The organism is Klebsiella terrigena (assembly GCF_012029655.1).
Classification (GTDB): Bacteria; Pseudomonadota; Gammaproteobacteria; order Enterobacterales; family Enterobacteriaceae; genus Klebsiella; species Klebsiella terrigena.
Genome location: NZ_CP050508.1, coordinates 4038476 through 4055987, shown reverse-complemented (window position 1 = coordinate 4055987; position 17512 = coordinate 4038476). Strand labels below are relative to the sequence as shown.

15 protein-coding genes are annotated in these 17512 nt (G+C 57.5%); 5 read left to right on the top strand and 10 right to left on the bottom strand.

From position 1 onward, the window contains the following. Window positions 1-8: 8 nt before the first annotated feature. From glnS to chiQ, 3 genes are all read left to right on the top strand, one after another. On the top strand, window positions 9-1676 hold the full coding sequence (gene glnS / locus HCK03_RS19105) for a glutamine--tRNA ligase (RefSeq protein WP_167692047.1): 1668 nt from the start codon (window positions 9-11) through the stop codon (window positions 1674-1676). 438 nt (window positions 1677-2114) lie between these two features. Further along, window positions 2115-3518, top strand: a complete 1404-nt coding sequence (chiP, locus tag HCK03_RS19100) for a chitoporin ChiP (protein WP_076944938.1) — start codon at window positions 2115-2117, stop codon at window positions 3516-3518. A 47-nt stretch (window positions 3519-3565) separates the two neighbouring features. Continuing rightward, window positions 3566-3898: a ChiQ/YbfN family lipoprotein gene (gene chiQ, locus HCK03_RS19095; RefSeq protein WP_041144604.1), complete on the top strand. Its 333-nt coding sequence runs from the start codon at window positions 3566-3568 to the stop codon at window positions 3896-3898. Between the two features lie 52 nt (window positions 3899-3950). Here the strand turns inward: chiQ and tcuC are convergent, their stop codons facing one another. From tcuC to ybfF, 8 genes are all read right to left on the bottom strand, one after another. Continuing rightward, entirely contained in the window at window positions 3951-5246 is a 1296-nt protein-coding gene (gene tcuC / locus HCK03_RS19090) for an MFS transporter (protein WP_167692046.1), read from the bottom strand. Between the two features lie 55 nt (window positions 5247-5301). After that, window positions 5302-6441, bottom strand: a complete 1140-nt coding sequence (gene tcuB / locus HCK03_RS19085) for a tricarballylate utilization 4Fe-4S protein TcuB (protein WP_143967548.1) — start codon at window positions 6439-6441, stop codon at window positions 5302-5304. Beyond that, a complete protein-coding gene (gene tcuA, locus HCK03_RS19080) occupies window positions 6428-7831 on the bottom strand; it encodes an FAD-dependent tricarballylate dehydrogenase TcuA (protein ID WP_167692045.1) in 1404 nt (467 codons plus the stop codon). Before tcuA ends, tcuB begins: the two co-directional genes overlap by 14 nt. A gap of 97 nt (window positions 7832-7928) precedes the next feature. Further along, on the bottom strand, window positions 7929-8855 hold the full coding sequence (tcuR, locus tag HCK03_RS19075) for a tricarballylate utilization LysR family transcriptional regulator TcuR (RefSeq protein WP_041144608.1): 927 nt from the start codon (window positions 8853-8855) through the stop codon (window positions 7929-7931). Between the two features lie 129 nt (window positions 8856-8984). Further along, complete coding sequence (fur, locus tag HCK03_RS19070; RefSeq protein ID WP_071844897.1) at window positions 8985-9431, bottom strand: ferric iron uptake transcriptional regulator; 447 nt, start codon at window positions 9429-9431, stop codon at window positions 8985-8987. Window positions 9432-9723: 292 nt separating this feature from the next. Continuing rightward, entirely contained in the window at window positions 9724-10254 is a 531-nt protein-coding gene (gene fldA / locus HCK03_RS19065) for a flavodoxin FldA (protein ID WP_148250773.1), read from the bottom strand. A gap of 150 nt (window positions 10255-10404) precedes the next feature. After that, window positions 10405-10698, bottom strand: coding sequence for a LexA regulated protein (gene ybfE / locus HCK03_RS19060; protein WP_041144611.1), 294 nt, complete (start codon window positions 10696-10698; stop codon window positions 10405-10407). A gap of 133 nt (window positions 10699-10831) precedes the next feature. Beyond that, the gene (gene ybfF, locus HCK03_RS19055; RefSeq protein WP_167692044.1) at window positions 10832-11605 is read right to left on the bottom strand and encodes an esterase; all 774 of its coding nucleotides are present in this window, start codon (window positions 11603-11605) and stop codon (window positions 10832-10834) included. A gap of 183 nt (window positions 11606-11788) precedes the next feature. Here ybfF and seqA point away from each other — a divergent pair, with 183 nt between their 5' ends. Both seqA and pgm read left to right on the top strand, forming a co-directional pair. Further along, window positions 11789-12337, top strand: a complete 549-nt coding sequence (gene seqA, locus HCK03_RS19050) for a replication initiation negative regulator SeqA (RefSeq protein ID WP_041144613.1) — start codon at window positions 11789-11791, stop codon at window positions 12335-12337. Between the two features lie 33 nt (window positions 12338-12370). Continuing rightward, window positions 12371-14011, top strand: a complete 1641-nt coding sequence (pgm, locus tag HCK03_RS19045) for a phosphoglucomutase (alpha-D-glucose-1,6-bisphosphate-dependent) (RefSeq protein WP_041144614.1) — start codon at window positions 12371-12373, stop codon at window positions 14009-14011. Between the two features lie 106 nt (window positions 14012-14117). Here pgm and kdpE read toward each other — a convergent pair whose 3' ends face one another. Both kdpE and kdpD read right to left on the bottom strand, forming a co-directional pair. Continuing rightward, complete coding sequence (gene kdpE, locus HCK03_RS19040; RefSeq protein ID WP_041144615.1) at window positions 14118-14795, bottom strand: two-component system response regulator KdpE; 678 nt, start codon at window positions 14793-14795, stop codon at window positions 14118-14120. 19 nt (window positions 14796-14814) lie between these two features. Beyond that, a complete protein-coding gene (kdpD, locus tag HCK03_RS19035) occupies window positions 14815-17511 on the bottom strand; it encodes a two-component system sensor histidine kinase KdpD (protein ID WP_134525417.1) in 2697 nt (898 codons plus the stop codon). Between the last annotated feature and the right edge of the window lies 1 nt (window position 17512).

Sequence of the window (17512 nt, the reverse complement as noted above, 5' to 3'; positions counted from 1 at the left end):
AACCCACGATGAGTGAGGCAGAAGCCCGCCCAACTAACTTTATTCGTCAGATCATCGATGAAGATCTGGCTACTGGTAAGCACACCACCGTTCATACGCGCTTCCCGCCGGAGCCGAACGGTTATCTGCACATTGGCCACGCGAAATCAATTTGCCTGAACTTCGGCATTGCTCAGGATTATCAAGGCCAATGCAACCTGCGCTTCGATGACACCAACCCGGTGAAAGAAGATATCGAATACGTTGAGTCGATTAAAAACGACGTGCAGTGGTTAGGTTTCCACTGGTCCGGGAAAGTTTGCTACTCGTCTGATTATTTCGATCAGCTGCACAGCTACGCCGTTGAGCTGATCACTAAAGGTCTGGCCTACGTTGACGAGCTGTCGGCGGAAGAGATCCGCGAATACCGCGGCTCGCTGAAGGCGCCGGGCAAAAACAGCCCGTACCGCGATCGCAGCGTAGAAGAGAACCTGGCGCTGTTTGAAAAGATGCGCTCCGGTGGTTTTGCCGAAGGTAAAGCCTGCCTGCGTGCGAAAATCGATATGGCCTCGCCGTTTATCGTCATGCGCGATCCGGTGCTGTACCGCATTAAGTTCGCCGATCACCATCAGACCGGCAGCAAGTGGTGCATCTACCCGATGTATGACTTTACCCACTGCATCAGCGATGCGCTGGAAGGTATTACGCACTCTCTGTGTACGCTGGAGTTCCAGGACAACCGTCGCCTGTACGATTGGGTGCTGGATAACATCAGCATCCCGGTTCACCCGCGCCAGTACGAATTCTCGCGCCTGAATCTCGAATATACCGTGATGTCCAAGCGCAAGCTCAACCTGCTGGTGACCGACAAGCACGTTGAGGGCTGGGACGATCCGCGTATGCCGACGATTTCCGGCCTGCGTCGCCGCGGCTATACCGCCGAATCGATTCGCGAATTCTGTAAGCGCATCGGCGTGACCAAACAGGACAACACCATTGAAATGGCGTCGCTGGAATCCTGCATTCGTGAAGATCTCAACGAAAACGCCCCGCGCGCGATGGCCGTTATCGATCCGGTAAAACTGGTTATCGAAAACTATCCGCAGGGCGGCAGTGAAAATGTGACCATGCCGAATCATCCGAGCAAGCCGGAAATGGGCAGCCGCGACGTGCCGTTCAGCGGTGAAATCTGGATCGATCGCGCGGACTTCCGTGAGGAAGCCAACAAGCAGTACAAGCGTCTGGTGCTGGGCAAAGAGGTTCGCCTGCGCAACGCCTACGTGATTAAAGCCGAGCGCGTAGAGAAGGATGCAGAGGGCAATATCACCACCATCTTCTGCACCTATGATGCCGATACGCTGAGCAAAGATCCCGCTGACGGCCGCAAGGTCAAGGGCGTTATCCACTGGGTGAGCGTGGCGCACGCGCTGCCGGTAGAAATTCGCCTGTACGACCGTCTGTTCAGCGTGCCGAATCCGGGCGCCGAAGAGGACTTCCTTGCCGTAATGAACCCTGAATCGCTGGTTATCAAGCACGGCTTTGCCGAGCCGAGCCTGGCGCAGGCGCAGGCCGGTAAGGCGCTGCAGTTCGAGCGTGAAGGCTACTTCTGCCTCGACAGCCGCTATGCTACCGCTGACCATCTGGTGTTCAACCGCACCGTTGGCCTGCGCGATACCTGGGCGAAGATCGGCGCATAACCCCGCGTCCCCGCTTCGTCAGCAAAAACGCCGCCTCCCGCGGCGTTTTTTATTTCCGTCTTTCGCGGCCGAATCTGGTTATTTTCGCGATGCGAATTAATCTTGTTTACAACCTGTAATATATCCCGCCTGGCCCGTCGGCGATTATCGCCTAAAAAACCGCTGTAAGCGTTTTCATTTCCCGTTTTATCCTGATTTTGCAAACACTTCCGTACTAAATCTACGAAATTTAAGGCTGTAACAAAAAGACATAGAATATGTGCGCTTTGTCATAATCTTAAGCTTTGATCGGCGAAAGAGATTGATAATTCGCGTCACGAAAAATAGTCTATCCATAGTGGATTTGCGGACTTTTCCGCACCGCTTTTTAGCAGTCTTATTTATTTTTCGCGGCTTGCCCTTGGCTCCGCGTTTTAAAACGTCAAAGAGGATATGCACATGCGTACGTTTAGTGGCAAACGTAGTACGCTGGCGCTGGCTATTGCCGCCGTCACCGCGATGTCGAGCTGGATCGTTGTTCCGCAGGCCAGCGCAGCAGGTTTTATTGATGATTCCACATTAACCGGCGGTATCTATTACTGGCAGCGTGAGCGCGACCGTAAAGACGTCACCGACGGCGATAAGTACAAAACCAACCTTTCGCATTCAACCTGGAACGCCAACCTGGACTTCCAGTCCGGCTATGCCGCCGATATGTTTGGTATCGACGTGGCGGCCTTTACCGCCATTGAAATGGCGGAAAGCAGTGAAAGCGGCCACCCGAACGAAATTGCCTTCTCCTCAAGAAATAAAGCCTACGACGAAGATTACTCCGGCGATAAGAGCGGGATCAGCCTCTATAAAGCGGCGGCAAAATTTAAGTATGGCCCGACGTGGGCGCGCGCTGGCTACATTCAGCCAACCGGGCAAACGCTGCTGGCTCCGCACTGGAGCTTTATGCCGGGCACTTATCAAGGTGCTGAAGCCGGAGCCAACTTTGATTACGGCGATTCCGGCGCGCTGAGTTTCTCCTATATGTGGACGAACGAATACAAAGCGCCGTGGCACATTGAGATGGATGATTTCTACCAGAACGATAAGAAGACGAAAGTCGATTATCTGCACTCTCTGGGCGCCAAATATGATTTTAAAAACGACCTCGTGCTGGAGGCCGCGTTTGGCCAGGCTCAGGGGTATATCGACCAGTATTTTGCGAAGGCCAGCTACAAATTTGACGTTGCCGGTACCCCGTTAAACACCAGCTATCAGTTCTACGGCACCCGCGATAAGGTCAGCAACGGCGGCGCCAACGATATTTACGACGGCACCGCCTGGCTGCAGGCGCTGACCTTTGGCTACAAGGTTGCCGACGTGCTGGACCTGCGTCTGGAAGGTACCTGGGTTAAGGCCGAGGGCCAGCAGGGCTACTTCCTGCAGCGCATGACCCCAACCTACGCCTCCTCTAACGGCCGCCTGGACGTGTGGTGGGATAACCGCTCCGACTTTAACGCCAACGGCGAAAAGGCCGTGTTCTTCGGCGCGATGTACGACATGAAAAACTGGAATATGCCGGGCTGGGCGTTTGGCGCGTCTTACGTTTACGCATGGGATGCGAAACCGGGCAAAATGGCGACGCCTGACGCGTACTACAACGCGGACAAACGTCTGGAAGAGTCGGCCTATAGCCTCGACGCCATGTATACCGTACAGGACGGCCGGGCAAAAGGAACGCTGTTCAAACTCCACTTCACTCAGTACGACAACCACTCCGACATTCCAAGCTGGAGCGGCGGTTACGGCAACATCTTCCAGGATGAGCGTGACGTGAAGTTTATGGTTATTGCCCCGTTCACTATTTTCTGATGCCGCAGCGGCGGGCGTAAGCCTGCCGCCAGCCTGTGAGGTTGATTATGAAAAAGCTATTGCTCATCGCCATCATGGCATCGGGTCTGGTGGCCTGTGCGCAGTCACCGGCGCCAAAAGAAGACACTAAGTTGAAGGATGCCTACAGCGCCTGCATCAATACGGCAGAAGGGAATCCGGATAAAGTTCAGGCCTGCCAGAGCGTGCTGAACGTTCTTAAAGAGGATAAGCAGCACCAGCAGTTCGCCACTCAGGAAAGCGTGCGGGTGCTGGATTATCAGCAGTGTATCCTGGCAACCCGCACCGGGAACGATCAGGCGGTCAAAGCGCGCTGCGACCAGATCTGGAAAGAGATCCGCAGCAATAATACGACGCAATAAAACGGGTGACAGAGTGAAAGCGGGCGGAGCATTATCTCCGCCCGTTTGCATTTCAAAGTTTGTTTTCCGCCGGTTGATAATGGCGGCTTAGACGAACAAACAGCATCGCCGTGGCGGCGAGCCCACACAGTGCGGCGCACATCAACCACCATCCCGGCGAGCTCTTATCGCCGGTCATCTGCACCAGCGCGGTAGAGATTGCCGGCGTCAGGCCGCCGAAAATGGCGGTGGCGAGGCTAAACGCAAGCGAAAAGCCCACGGTACGCACATACACAGGCATCACCTCGGTGAGTGCGGCAACCATTGCGCCGTTGTACATGCCAAAAAAGAAGGAGAACCAGAGCAGCACCAGCGTCATACGCGTGAAATCCGGCGCGGCGGTAAGCCAGTTCATTACCGGCCACGTGGTGAGCAGAGCAAGTATGGTAATGCCCATCAGCACCGGGCGACGCCCGATGCGATCGGAAATTGCCCCGCCGATCGGTAACCAGATAAAGTTAGAAATGCCAACCAGCATAGTGACAATCAGGCTATCCCGCGCGCTGAGGTGCAAAACCGTTCTTCCGTAGGTTGGGGTATAGACGGTAATAAAATAAAAAGTGGTTGTCGTCATCGCCACCAGCAGGGTGCCGGCGGCGATGATGCGCCAGTTTTTAGCTATAGTGGTAAAAATCTCCCGGGTGTCGGGACTGTGAGTGCGCTGTAAAAAGGCTTCCGTTTCCTGGAGCGAGCGGCGTAAAACAAAAATCAGTGGAATAATCATGCAGCCAATGAAAAATGGGATTCTCCAGCCCCATTCGGAAATCTCATCGTGGCCCAACGTGGCGTTCAGGCCGTAGCCAATCAGCGCGGCAAAGACAATCGCCACCTGCTGGCTGGCGGACTGCCAGCTGGTATAGAAGCCTTTATTTCCCGGCGTGGCGATCTCAGAGAGATAAACGGAAACCCCGCCCAACTCCACGCCAGCAGAGAATCCCTGTAGCAACCGTCCCAGTAAAACTAACGCAGGCGCCAGGATGCCGATGGTTTGATAGCCGGGAACCAGGGCTATCAGCAGCGTGCCGCAGCCCATGATCGCCAGGGTCACCATCAGCCCTTTGCGTCGGCCGATTCTGTCGATGTAGGCGCCCAGCACGATTGCTCCGATGGGACGCATCAAAAAACCGGAGCCAAAAACGGCAAAGGTCAACATCAATGCGGCGAACTCACTCTCCGCCGGGAAGAAGGTCTTCGCGATATAGGTGGCGTAAAAACCGAACAGAAAAAAGTCGAACTGTTCGAGGAAATTACCGCTGGTCACACGCAGTATGGCGCCGAACGTTCCGGCACGCGATGTGGGTTGAGTCATTGGGTTTGCTCTCCATTGTCTTTATCTTGTATTTATAGAGGTAAGAGTGTGCGGGTTAGTCGCCAGCGACCCCCGTTTGCTTTCCGCGACGCTTCTCAATCGCCCACTTGAGTAAAGAAGCACAGCGGTAAAATCCGTGGGCAAATTTTCCGTAAGGGATAGTCAAAAAAAGTGCCATGACCACGCCGAGATGGATGGCGAGCAGAATCCCCATCCACGATGTCTCTCTTCCCGCCAGCAGTCCGAGGCCAGTCAGGCTGGTCAGCAATAACAGCAATATAAATCCGCGATCCATCGGCTTCTGCCGCGAGTCGCCATGCAGCGCCGAGCGTTTTAGATTCAGCCACAGCAGGCCCAGCGGGCCGACAACAAGACCGATGCCGCCCAGCGTGCCGAGGATCACCGGAACGCTGAAAAAGGGGTAGGGTGCTTCCCAACCGGCGAAGTAGTGATATCCCGTCGCCACCAGGGTGGCGGCGAAGCAGAGCATGAAGCCGTAGAAGGTGCAGTGGTGAAAGCGGCGGCGCATTAACGTGAAGGCATCATCAGTTTCGTTACAGCCCTTACCGTGCCCGCCATCAAGATATTTCAGCGTCAGCGCGTTGTGGGAGGCCTCGGCAATCTCTGCGGAGCGCGGCGTGCCGGGAGAGATCTCTCGCCAGAAGCGGATAACGCCCGTCATAAGTAAACCGATCGCCAGAATGAACACCGAACCAAACATCCACGCCAGCAGGCTGTGCGGGAAGATTTGGTAGAAATCACCCGCTAAGGGTGGGTGGAGCAGCGAACCTTTCAGCCCCATCGCGAGGAGTAAAAAGAGAATCAGGCCCAGGACCAGCGCCAGCGTAACGGTCACGCCCGCCCGGCGGTACAGCGCGCCGAAAGCGGCCGGCTGAGCATAGTGTTGATATGTTTCCAGCCGCACTTCTGCCATCGCCTTCGGCACGTTAATCGCAAACTCATGCGGCGACGCGTACTGGCAGGCATGCAGACAGGCACCGCAGTTATGGCACAGGTTTGCCAGATAATTGATATCTGCTTTCCCGAACTCAAGGCGCAGGGTCATCGCCGGGAATACCGCGCAAAAGCCCTCGCAATAGCGGCAGGCATTACAAACCTGCATCACCCGTTCGACTTCCGCTTCCGGTTCGGTGAGAATCTGCGCCTCGATGATTAATTTCTCAAGCGGCTTCATGGTGTGCCTCCTGACGTGCGGCCAGCGCGGCCTGTTCTCCGGCGATACGCCCAAAGGTGGTCCCGATCGACATGCCGACGCCTGCGGTATAGCCCTTACCAAGCACGTTACCTGCCATCATCTCGCCGGCCACAAACAGATTGCGGCTTGGCTGTCCGGCGAAGTGAACCGCCGCATGTTCATTCACTTTCAGCCCCAGATAGGTGAAGGTGATCCCCGGCCTCAGGGCATATCCGTAGTAAGGCGGAGTATCAATAGGCCGCGCCCAGTGAGTTTTTGGCGGCGTCAGGCCTGACGTCGCGCAGTTATCGAGGGTGGTATGATCGAATTGCCCTGGCCGGCAGGCTTGATTGTATTGATTCACCGTGCGGGTAAAGCGCGCGGCATCCAGACCTAGCTGGCGGGCCAGCTCTTCCAGGGTATTAGCCTGCGCCCCTGGGAAAACCGGTGGCATAAAGTGGCCGATGGCTTTACTGTCGATAATGGAAAAACCAATTTGCCCCGGCTGGTGGGCGACAAGACGTCCCCAGATGGCGTAACGCTTCGGCCAGAAATCTTCGCCTTCATCATAAAACCGATCCGCATCACGGTTAACCACCACGCCTAGCGAGACGCAGTCCACGCGGGTACAGATGCCACCGTCATACAGCGGCGCTCTGGCATCAATCGCCACGCAGTGCGACTGAGAAGGATCGCCGATAATATCCGCACCGGCGTCAATCATAAATTTGAGCAGCACCCCCTGATTAAAGCGGGTGCCGCGAATGAGGAAGTTATCGGCAGGCCACTCGCCGCGGTCGTTTTCACCCCAGGCCTCACGGAGCCATTGGCGGTTGGATTCGAAACCTCCGGCAGCAAGCACGCAGGTTTTGGCAGCAATGCGCTCCTCTCCCGCCAGGGCTGCGACAAACCTGCCGTTACGAAGCTCAAGCGCCTGCACCGGCGTATCGTAACGGATTTGCACGCCCAGCCTTTCCGCGCTGCGGTAGTAGGCATTCATCAGGGCCTTGCCTCCACCCATAAAAAAGGCATTGGTGCGCGCCACGTGCAGCGCTCCGGAGAGGGGAGGCTGAAAGTTAACGCCGTGCTGGCGCATCCAGTCACGGCAGCGTGAAGAGGTACGGATTACCAGACGCGCCAGCGCTTCATTGGTATTCCCTTCGGTGACTCGCCAGAGATCTTGCCAGAACTCCTCTTCGGTATAGCTATCCACTAGCACATCCTGCGGCGCATCGTGCATGCAGCGCAGATTGCGGGTATGTTGGGAATTTCCCCCGCGCCATTCGCGAGGGGCTGCCTCCAGCAACAGCACCGACGCGCCTGCTTCGCGGGCGGTTAAAGCGGAACATAACGCAGCATTGCCTCCGCCAATCACCAGTACATCAACCATCGTAGACTCCATTACTCTTTAACTAATTGTTAAATTTGTAATTGGAATGTATACGCTGGGGCTGTGCGGGCGCTATGCTGCGTAGCTAAAGAGGGCTTTAGTTAGCGTAAAGGGTGGCTCCCGGCCAGCTGCCTGCATCCACCAGTTGGCGCATGACTTTGCTAAGCACCACGCGGGCGGCAAGACCTGCCGGGGTGAGCTCATCGTCAGACAGGCTAACCAAAAAGTTGGGGCGACTGAGTATCGGGTTGTGGACGCCGATCACTCTCAGCGCTTCTTTATCAAGATGGGAAATGGCGGCCCCGGGCTGCAGGGTGGCCCCAAGACCGCTGCGCACGGCGCGCATCAGTAGAGTCAGGCCATCAATTTCAGCGGCAATATCCAGCTTGATGGCGTGTTCCTGGCCGATCGCCTCCAGCCTGCCACGCAGGCCGTGGCCCTGGCTGGGCATAATCAAGGGAATGTTTGCCAGCTGAGAGGGGGAGATGGCGTCGTCGGCGATATCGGCCAGTACGGCGTAGGTGCCAATCAAAAATAGCCGTTCTTCGAGGATCGGTCTGGCGCTCCAGCGCAGGATTTTCTCCTTCTGGAAAACGACGGCTAAATCAATCTGGCGGGTGTTGATCATCCGCTCCAGGTTGCCGGAGAGACTTTCCACGACGTGCAGACGAACATCGGCATAGCTTTCCCGCATCGCGTTAATAAAGGGCATCCCCAGTATCGACGCGGTGCTGGGTGCCATGCCGACGCTGACGTGCCCGGACAGGCGAGCTTCGCGGGCAGCCAGGATCGCATCATCGGCATGGCGTAGCGCCAGCTGCGCCTGAAAGTAAAAGGCCAGGCCGGCGCTGGTGGGCGTGACGCCGCGCGAGGTACGCTGGAGCAGGCGAATCGAGAGTTCACTTTCCAGGCGCGTCATTTGCTGACTGAGCGCTGAGACGCCAATATTGAGATCCAGCGCGGCGCTGCCCATGCTGCCGGTTTCCACAATACGAACGAAGTAACGTAGCTGACGAAGTTCCATGTCGATTCTCGGGGTCAGGCGGGAAGGGATTTTACATTAAAGCAACATCGCGGAGGAGGGAATATGGCGCGGCGAATTCAGCGTATAAAAAAAGCCAACCGTCCGGTTGGCTTTCCTGCTGGCATCATATTACTTGGGGTCGTGCGCGTGTTCATTTTCGCGGCAGTCGCCTTCAGCACAGTGACCGTACAGGTACAGGCTGTGGTTGGTCAGGCGGATACCGTGACGGTGGGCAATTTCACGCTGACGCGCTTCGATAGAGTCATCGCTGAATTCGATCACTTTGCCACAATCGAGGCAAATCAGGTGATCGTGATGATGCTGCTGTGTCAGTTCGAAAACGGATTTACCGCCTTCAAAATTATGGCGGGTAACAATGCCGGCATCATCAAACTGGTTCAGTACGCGATAAACGGTAGCCAGACCGATCTCTTCCCCCATGTCGATCAGGCGTTTGTATAAATCTTCCGCGCTGACGTGATGGTTATCCGGCCCCTGCAGCACTTCCAGAATTTTTAATCGTGGAAGTGTGACTTTCAGGCCAGCCTTCTTCAATGCGGTATTGTTGTCAGTCATGCGGAATCTGTCCTGTTGCTAAACGATCTACTTCCATTAGCGGAAGTAATACAGAGAATCACCCGATGTAACGCGTCTCATTATAGAACTGCCATGATGAAATGAAAACCGCAAGCATCGAGCCTTGTATGCTGTCAAAAACGAGGCACACGCTACAAACTGTGTCACGTCTCCTCGTTAAATCAGAGGACATTGTACAGATATGTGATTAAAAGTTAAAAACTTGTAGCTATTAGTTTTATTGCTTTTACCTATTAATACGACGATACCCGAAGGTATCGCCGTTTAACCATCAGGCGTTTTTGATTTCTTCGAGATGCAGTTCTTCAGAAATCTGCTTAACCCATTTCTCAACGCGCTCGTTGGTCAGCTCAGGCTGACGGTCTTCATCGATAGCGAGACCGACGAAATGGTCGTCATCGGCGAGACCTTTAGAGGCTTCGAAATGGTAGCCCGCCGTTGGCCAGTGGCCGACGATGGTTGCACCGCGCGGTTCGATGATGTCGCGGATGGTTCCCAGCGCATCACAGAAGTATTCAGCATAGTCTTCCTGGTCACCGCAGCCAAACAGGGCGACCAGCTTACCGTTGAAGTCGACCTCTTCCAGCGTCGGGAAGAAATCATCCCAGTCACACTGCGCTTCACCGTAGTACCAGGTTGGGATGCCCAGCAGCAGAATGTCATGACCCTGCAGGTCTTCTTTGCTGCTTTTGGCAATGTCGTGAACATCAGCAACGTCTTTACCGAGCTGCTTTTGGATCATTTTTGCAATATTTTCGGTGTTGCCGGTGTCGCTGCCAAAAAAGATGCCGATGATTGCCATGAGTAAAATAACCTCTTGAAACTTAATGATGTGGTAGTGGCGTAATGCCCGCAGATAACGGCAATCATAGCAGAACAGGGAAGGGCGCGGAAACAGCAATCACACCCGACTGCACACTCTGCTACATGAAAGTGTTGTTTTTGAGGTTTCTCAGACTTTACCCTGGCTATGCAGGGCTGCCAGCTGGTTCATCAACATCTCTTCAATCAGATCGCTACGGTTCATATTGCGGGCATCAGCTAGCTCATTGAGCGCATCAACCGCTTCAGCGTTGAGCTTGAGCTCCACGCGCTTTAAACCGCGAACTTTGTCGCGTTTAAGCTGGTTGCGTTTATTGATGCGCAGCTGCTCGTCGCGCGAAAGCGGATTGGTCTTTGGTCTACCCGGGCGACGCTCGGTTGCGAACAAATCTAATGTCGTACGGTCCGTTTGTTCTTTTGCCATGATTCAGAGTGACTTCGGGGAAACGAGTTGTCGGGCCATTGCCGACACAGATAGCGCGCCATAATACATCAGGCGAACCGCTGCGCCAACGACCGCGGGCATTCTGCGGCGCGGTCGGGCAGTTTTTAGCCAGTTATGCCGCTAAAGAGGAGAGATATCGGCGAATTGCGCGCAGTACCGCCTCCGGTTTCTCCGCATGGACCCAATGGCCCGCGCCGGCAATCACGTGCGCGCGGGCCTGCGGGAACTGCGCCAGCAGCGCGTCGCGATACTCATCGGACACGTAGGGAGAGTTGCCGCCCGGGATAAACAGGACCGGATGCGGCCAGGCGGGAACCGGCTGCCAGCCAACGATATGGCTATATTGATCCCACAGGACCGGTACGTTAAACCGCCACTGGCCGTCAACGAAGGACTTCAGCAGGAACTGAATCACGCCCTCTTCCTGCAGGTGCTCGCGCATGACCACCGCCGCCTGCTGGCGGGTTGCGGCGCCGGCGGCGGTCACGGCGTTGATGGCGGCAAAGATTTCGTCGTGGCGGCGGACGTGATAATCCACCGGCGCGATATCGATAGCCACCAGGCCGTCGATGCGTTCCGGCGCGAGGGCGCTAAGCGCCATCACCGCTTTACCGCCCATTGAGTGGCCGATAAAGGTCGCTTTTTCCAGCTGCAGGTCGTCAAGGGTGTCGAGCAGATCCTGAGCCATCGCGGCGTAGGTCATCTGCGGATCGCGCGGGGAAAGACCGTGATTGCGCATATCAACCTGCAGGATATCGTAGTCGGCGACCAGGTCGCGTGCGAGGATACCCAGGTTATCAAGGCTGCCAAACAGACCGTGAACCAGGACGACAGGGGAATTATTGTGCGGATTTTGTGCAGATTGCGCGCGGCTATTTAATTTCATGGCAAAGTTCTTTTTTTCGCTCCGTCGGGTTAGGGTATTATGTTGGACATTCTGCCATCCGGCTGCAAGACCCAGAGCTATCTGAGTTTTACCGCCATCCTGGTTTGACGCTTTCCGCGGTTAGGATTTGTCCTTATAATCCTGACAACTTGTATTCAGAATAAGATATCGTACTGGATTAAGATGAAAACAATTGAAGTTGATGATGATCTCTATCGCTATATTGCCAGCCACACCCAGCATATTGGTGAGAGTGCATCCGACATTTTACGGCGCATGCTGAAATTTTCCGCCGCTTCCCAGACTGCCACTGCCGTTGCGAAAGCCGCGCCGGCCCCGGCTCCGACCGCCGTTGTTGAGGTCAAGCCCGTTAACCCGGTGAAGGATAAAGTCCGCGCCGTGCGCGAACTGCTGTTATCTGATGAATACGCCGAGCAAAAGCGCGCGGTAAACCGTTTTATGCTGGTGCTGACGACGCTCTACTCGCTGGACAGCAAAGCGTTTGCTGCGGCCACCGAGTCTCTGCACGGGCGTACGCGAACCTATTTCGCTGAAGATGCCCGCATCCTGCTGAAAAGCGGCAATCAGACCAAGCCTAAGCAGGTCCCCGGCACGCCGTGGTGGGTGATCACCAATACCAATACTGGCCGTAAATGCAGCATGATTGAACATATCATGCAGTCAATGCAATTCCCTGCGGAGTTGATTGAGAAGGTTTGCGGCACGATCTAGCTTTATTCACCTTTGCATCAGAAGGATCAGGCAATGGCAATCGATAAGCGTGCGGGGCAGCCTGCACAACAGAGTGATTTGATTAACGTCGCCCAGCTGACTGCCCAGTACTATGTACTGAAGCCGGAAGCAGGCAACGCGGAGCATGCGGTGAAGTTCGGGACCTCTGGCCATCGCGGCAGCGCAGGTCGCCATAACTTCAACGAGCAGCATATTCTGGCGATTGCTCAGGCGATTGCGGAAGATCGCGCGAAGAACGGCATTACCGGTCCATGCTACGTCGGTAAGGATACCCACGCGCTCTCCGAGCCGGCCTTTATTTCCGTACTGGAAGTACTGGCGGCTAACGGTGTTGATGTGATCGTGCAGGAAAACAACGGCTTCACCCCGACGCCGGCGATTTCCAACGCCATTCTGGTGCACAACAAAAAGGGTGGTCCGCTGGCGGATGGCATCGTAATTACGCCGTCGCATAACCCGCCGGAAGATGGCGGTATCAAGTACAACCCGCCGAACGGCGGTCCGGCTGATACCAACGTCACCAAGGTGGTGGAGAACCGGGCTAACGAACTGCTGGCTTCCGGCCTGCAGGGCGTGAAGCGCATCTCCCTCGATGCCGCTCTGGCCTCCGGCCACGTGAAAGAGCAGGATCTGGTTCAGCCGTTTATTGAAGGTCTGGCCGATATCGTCGATATGGCGGCGATTCAAAAAGCGGGCCTTAAGCTTGGCGTCGATCCGCTGGGCGGCTCCGGGATTGAATACTGGAAACGCATCGCCGAGTACTACAAGCTGAATCTGACCATCGTTAACGATCATGTCGATCAAACCTTCCGCTTTATGCACCTGGATAAAGACGGCGCTATCCGTATGGACTGCTCGTCCGAGTGCGCGATGGCCGGCCTGCTGGCGCTGCGCGACAAGTTTGATCTGGCCTTCGCCAACGATCCGGATTACGACCGTCACGGCATCGTAACCCCGGCCGGACTGATGAACCCGAACCACTATCTGGCGGTGGCGATTAACTATCTGTTCCAGCACCGTCCGCAGTGGGGCAAAGAGGTTGCCGTCGGCAAAACGCTGGTCTCTTCGGCGATGATCGACCGCGTGGTCGGCGATCTTGGCCGTAAACTGGTGGAAGTGCCGGTGGGCTTTAAGTGGTTCGTTGACGGCCTGTTTGACGGCAGCTTTGGCTTCGGCGGTGAAGAGAGCGCGGGCGCTTCGTTCCTGCGTTTTGACGGCACGCCGTGGTCTACAGATAAAGACGGGATCATCATGTGCCTGCTGGCCGCGGAAATCACCGCTGTCACCGGTAAAAACCCGCAGCAGCACTATGATGAGCTGGCCGCACGCTTCGGCGCGCCGAGCTATAACCGCCTGCAGGCATCGGCAACCTCCGCGCAAAAAGCGGCGCTGTCGAAGCTGTCGCCGGAGATGGTCAGCGCAAGCACGCTGGCGGGCGATCCGATCACCGCTCGCCTGACCGCCGCGCCGGGTAACGGTGCGTCGATTGGCGGTCTGAAGGTGATGACCGACAACGGCTGGTTTGCCGCCCGTCCGTCAGGCACGGAAGACGCCTACAAGATCTACTGCGAAAGCTTCCTCGGCGAAGAACATCGCAAGCAGATTGAGAAAGAGGCGGTAGAAATTGTCAGCGAAGTGCTGAAAAACGCCTGATAGCCTGGTGAACCCTCTCCCGATAGCGCGACGCTAGCCGGGAAGAGGGGACGCTCCCGATCGGGCCCGGCGCTTTCGCCGCGGCCCGACGCTCTTCCAACTGAACCTAAGGCATAAAGCGATAGCCAATGCCGGTCTCGGTCAGCAGATGCTGCGGTCGCGCAGGATCAACCTCCAGCTTTTGCCGCAGATGCCCCATATAAATTCGCAGATAGTGGCTGTGCTCCACCGCATTCGGCCCCCAGACGTGATTCAGTAGATGGCGCTGGGTCAGCACCTTGCCGGCATTATTCAGCAGCGCAGCCAGCAGGCGGAACTCAATCGGGGTCAGATGAATCTCCTCCTCGCCGCGCAGGATCCGCCGCGCCGGAATATCAACCTGAATAGTGGAAAAGCGGACGATGGGCTCATCGGCCTGGGCACCGGCGTGACGGCGCAGCGCGACCCGTAGCCGCGCCTGCAGCTCGCCAATGCCAAACGGCTTGCTGAGGTAGTCATCGGCGCCGGCATCGAGGGCGGCAATTTTATCCTGTTCTTCCGTGCGCGCCGACAGCACGATAATCGGCATCTGGCTCCACTGGCGCACTTCGCGAATAAAATCGCTGCCGTCGCCATCGGGCAGGCCAAGGTCAAGGATCGTCAGGTCAGGCTTGCGGGTTGCGGCTTCGAGAAGACCGCGTTGCAGCGTTTCGGCTTCAAATACGCGCATGCCGTCGGCTTCCAGCGCGGTGCGCAGAAAGCGACGAATAGCATGTTCATCTTCAATAATAAGAACGTTGATCACGGTTCCTCGGCTAGTGCTTTCAGTCAGTTCGCGCGTCGCCGCACCACTCATCCAGCTCCGGCGGCGCCTCTCGCGGCAGTGTAACACGGAAGCAGGCGCCGCCCTCAGGGCGCGTTTGCGCGCCGATGGTGCCGCCGTGGACTTCGACGATCGCCTGGCAGATCGCCAGCCCCAGCCCTACGCCTGGGATGGCTGACTCTTTATGACCGCGGGCGAACTTATCAAAGATAGCCTGTTCCTGGCCCTGGGGGATCCCCGGACCGTTATCCCACACGTCGAGCTGCAGCTGGCGATCGTCGGCCTGCGCCGTAATGCCGATTTGCGCCTGCGGTCCGGCGTACTTCAGCGCATTCTCCAGCAGATTGATCAGCACCCGCTCAAACAGCGGCCCGTCTACGTGAACCAGCAGCAGCGGGTCGGGCAGCGCCAGATGAATATGCTGGCCGCCGAGGCCCGGCTCCAGCATCCGCAGCGCGCTGCCAACCACCTCTTCGAGAGTGAGCCACTCTTTGTGTAAATTAAAGCCGCCGGACTGGATCCGCGCCATATCCAGCAGATTATTCACCAGCCGGGTGGTGTTGAGCACGTGCTGGCGAATTTCGTTGGCCTGCGGCGCGTGTTTAGACCCTTCGCTCGCCAGGTCGAGGGTCAGTATTTCCGCCTGACCGAAGAGGATCGTCAGCGGGGTGCGTAAATCATGCGACAGCGCCGCCAGCAGGGAGTTACGCAGGCTCTCGCGCTCGCTGTTGAGCCGGGCCTGCTCTTCGCTGGCGGTGAGCGTCAGCCGCTCGAGGGCGCTGGCCACCAGCAGGGTAAAGGTCTCCAGCAGCCGCTGCTGCTCGGGGATCATCAGCTGGCGCAGGTTATCCGGCTCAACCACCAGCAGCCCCCAGCTGCGGGCGGCGCTTTTCAGCGGCAGGATCTGGTAGGGAACGCCGGGCAGCGTATCGGTGCCCGCACCGGCGGGCTGGCCTTTATCGAAGCTCCAGCGCGCAATCGCATCATCCCACGAGGTGAGCCCCGGCTGCTGGGTCAGCGGCCGCAGAGCGCCGCTCTCGTCGGGCAGCAGAAGCTGGCCCCTGGCCTGGAAAGTCGAGGCGATAAAGCGTTCGCTGGTCAGCGCGATATCTTCCCGGCTGCGTCCGACCGCCAGCGCTTTTGACATCTCATACAGATGACGGGTGCGCTGCTCGCGGTAGCGGGCGACGCGAGCCTGGTAGCGCACGCCGGCGGTGAGGTTACCGATCACCAGGCCAACGGTGAGCATCACCCCGAAGGTCAGGAGATACTGGACGTCGGAAACCGCCAGCGTGCCGCGCGGGGCGATAAAGAACAGATCGAAGCTGACGACGTTGATAACCGTCGCCAGCACCGACGGCCAGCGGCCGTACAGCAGGGCGATAACCACCACCCCGAGCAGGTAGATCATCACCAGGTTGGCGGCCTCAAAGGCCACCAGCCACTGCATGGCGACGAGCGTAATCACCGCGCAGATTGCCACCGCAACGCAGCAGCCCTGCAGCTGCAGCCGCCACTTATCCATCGTGCTGCGGCTATCGCCGGTGCGGGCGGGCAGGGGGGCGCTCTTTTCATCAAGGGCGATCACCACCAGGTCGAGGTCCGGCGCGTGGCGGGCCAGGCGGTCGGCAAAGCCCTGCCGATCCCACCAGCGGCGCTGCCGCTGACGGCCAATAACGATTTTTCCGAGGTTATGCTCCCGGGCGTAGTGCAAAACCGCCTTCTCTTCCGAAGGATCGGACAAGGTGGCGGTCTCCGCGCCCAGCTCCTGGGCGAGCCTGAGCGCCGCGAGGATCGCCCGCCGTTTGGCTTCCGGCAGGCGATGCAGAGACGGAGTTTCAACGTAGACCGCGTGCCAGATGCTGCCGAGCCTGGCGGCGAGGCGGGCGGCGGCGCGTACCAGCTTCTCGCTGCCGGTATTGTGGCCGATGCACAGCAGGATAGCGTCGCGGGTGTGCCAGACTTTCTCCTGGCCCTGACGGTCGCGCCAGGCGCGCATCTGCTCATCGACCCGGTCAGCGGTGCGGCGCAGCGCCAGCTCGCGCAGGGCAATCAGGTTGCCTTTGCGAAAGAAGTTCTCGATGGCGCGTTCGGCCTGGCCGCCGATATACACTTTCCCTTCATTAAGACGCTGGCGAAGATCGTCGGGTGGGAGGTCCACCAGCACCACGTCATCGGCGGCATCAAAGAACGGGTCGGGGACGGTTTCGCGAACCTGCACGCCGGTGATGCCGCTCACCACGTCGTTCAGGCTTTCCAGATGCTGGACGTTAACGGTGGTAAAGACGTCGATGCCGGCTTCAAGCAGCTCTTCGACGTCCTGCCAGCGCTTAGGGTGGCGTGAGCCGGGGGCGTTGCTGTGCGCCAGCTCATCGACCAGAATCAGCGCCGGGCGGCGGGCCAGGGCGGCGTCGAGATCGAATTCGTGAACGTAGCGCCCGCGGTGGGAGAAACGGCGCGGGGGGAGGGTGCTTAGCCCCTCCAGCATCGCCGCCGTCTCTTTGCGCCCGTGGGTTTCCGCCACGCCGATCAGAATATCGAGCCCCTGGGCGCGAAGCCGCTGCGCCTCGGCCAGCATCGCCCAGGTTTTACCGACGCCCGCGCAGGCGCCAAAGAATACCTTTAGCTTGCCGCGATGCGGATCGGCAGCGTGTTGCAGCAGACGGTCAGGGTCCGGGCGCAGCGGCTCGTCACTCATT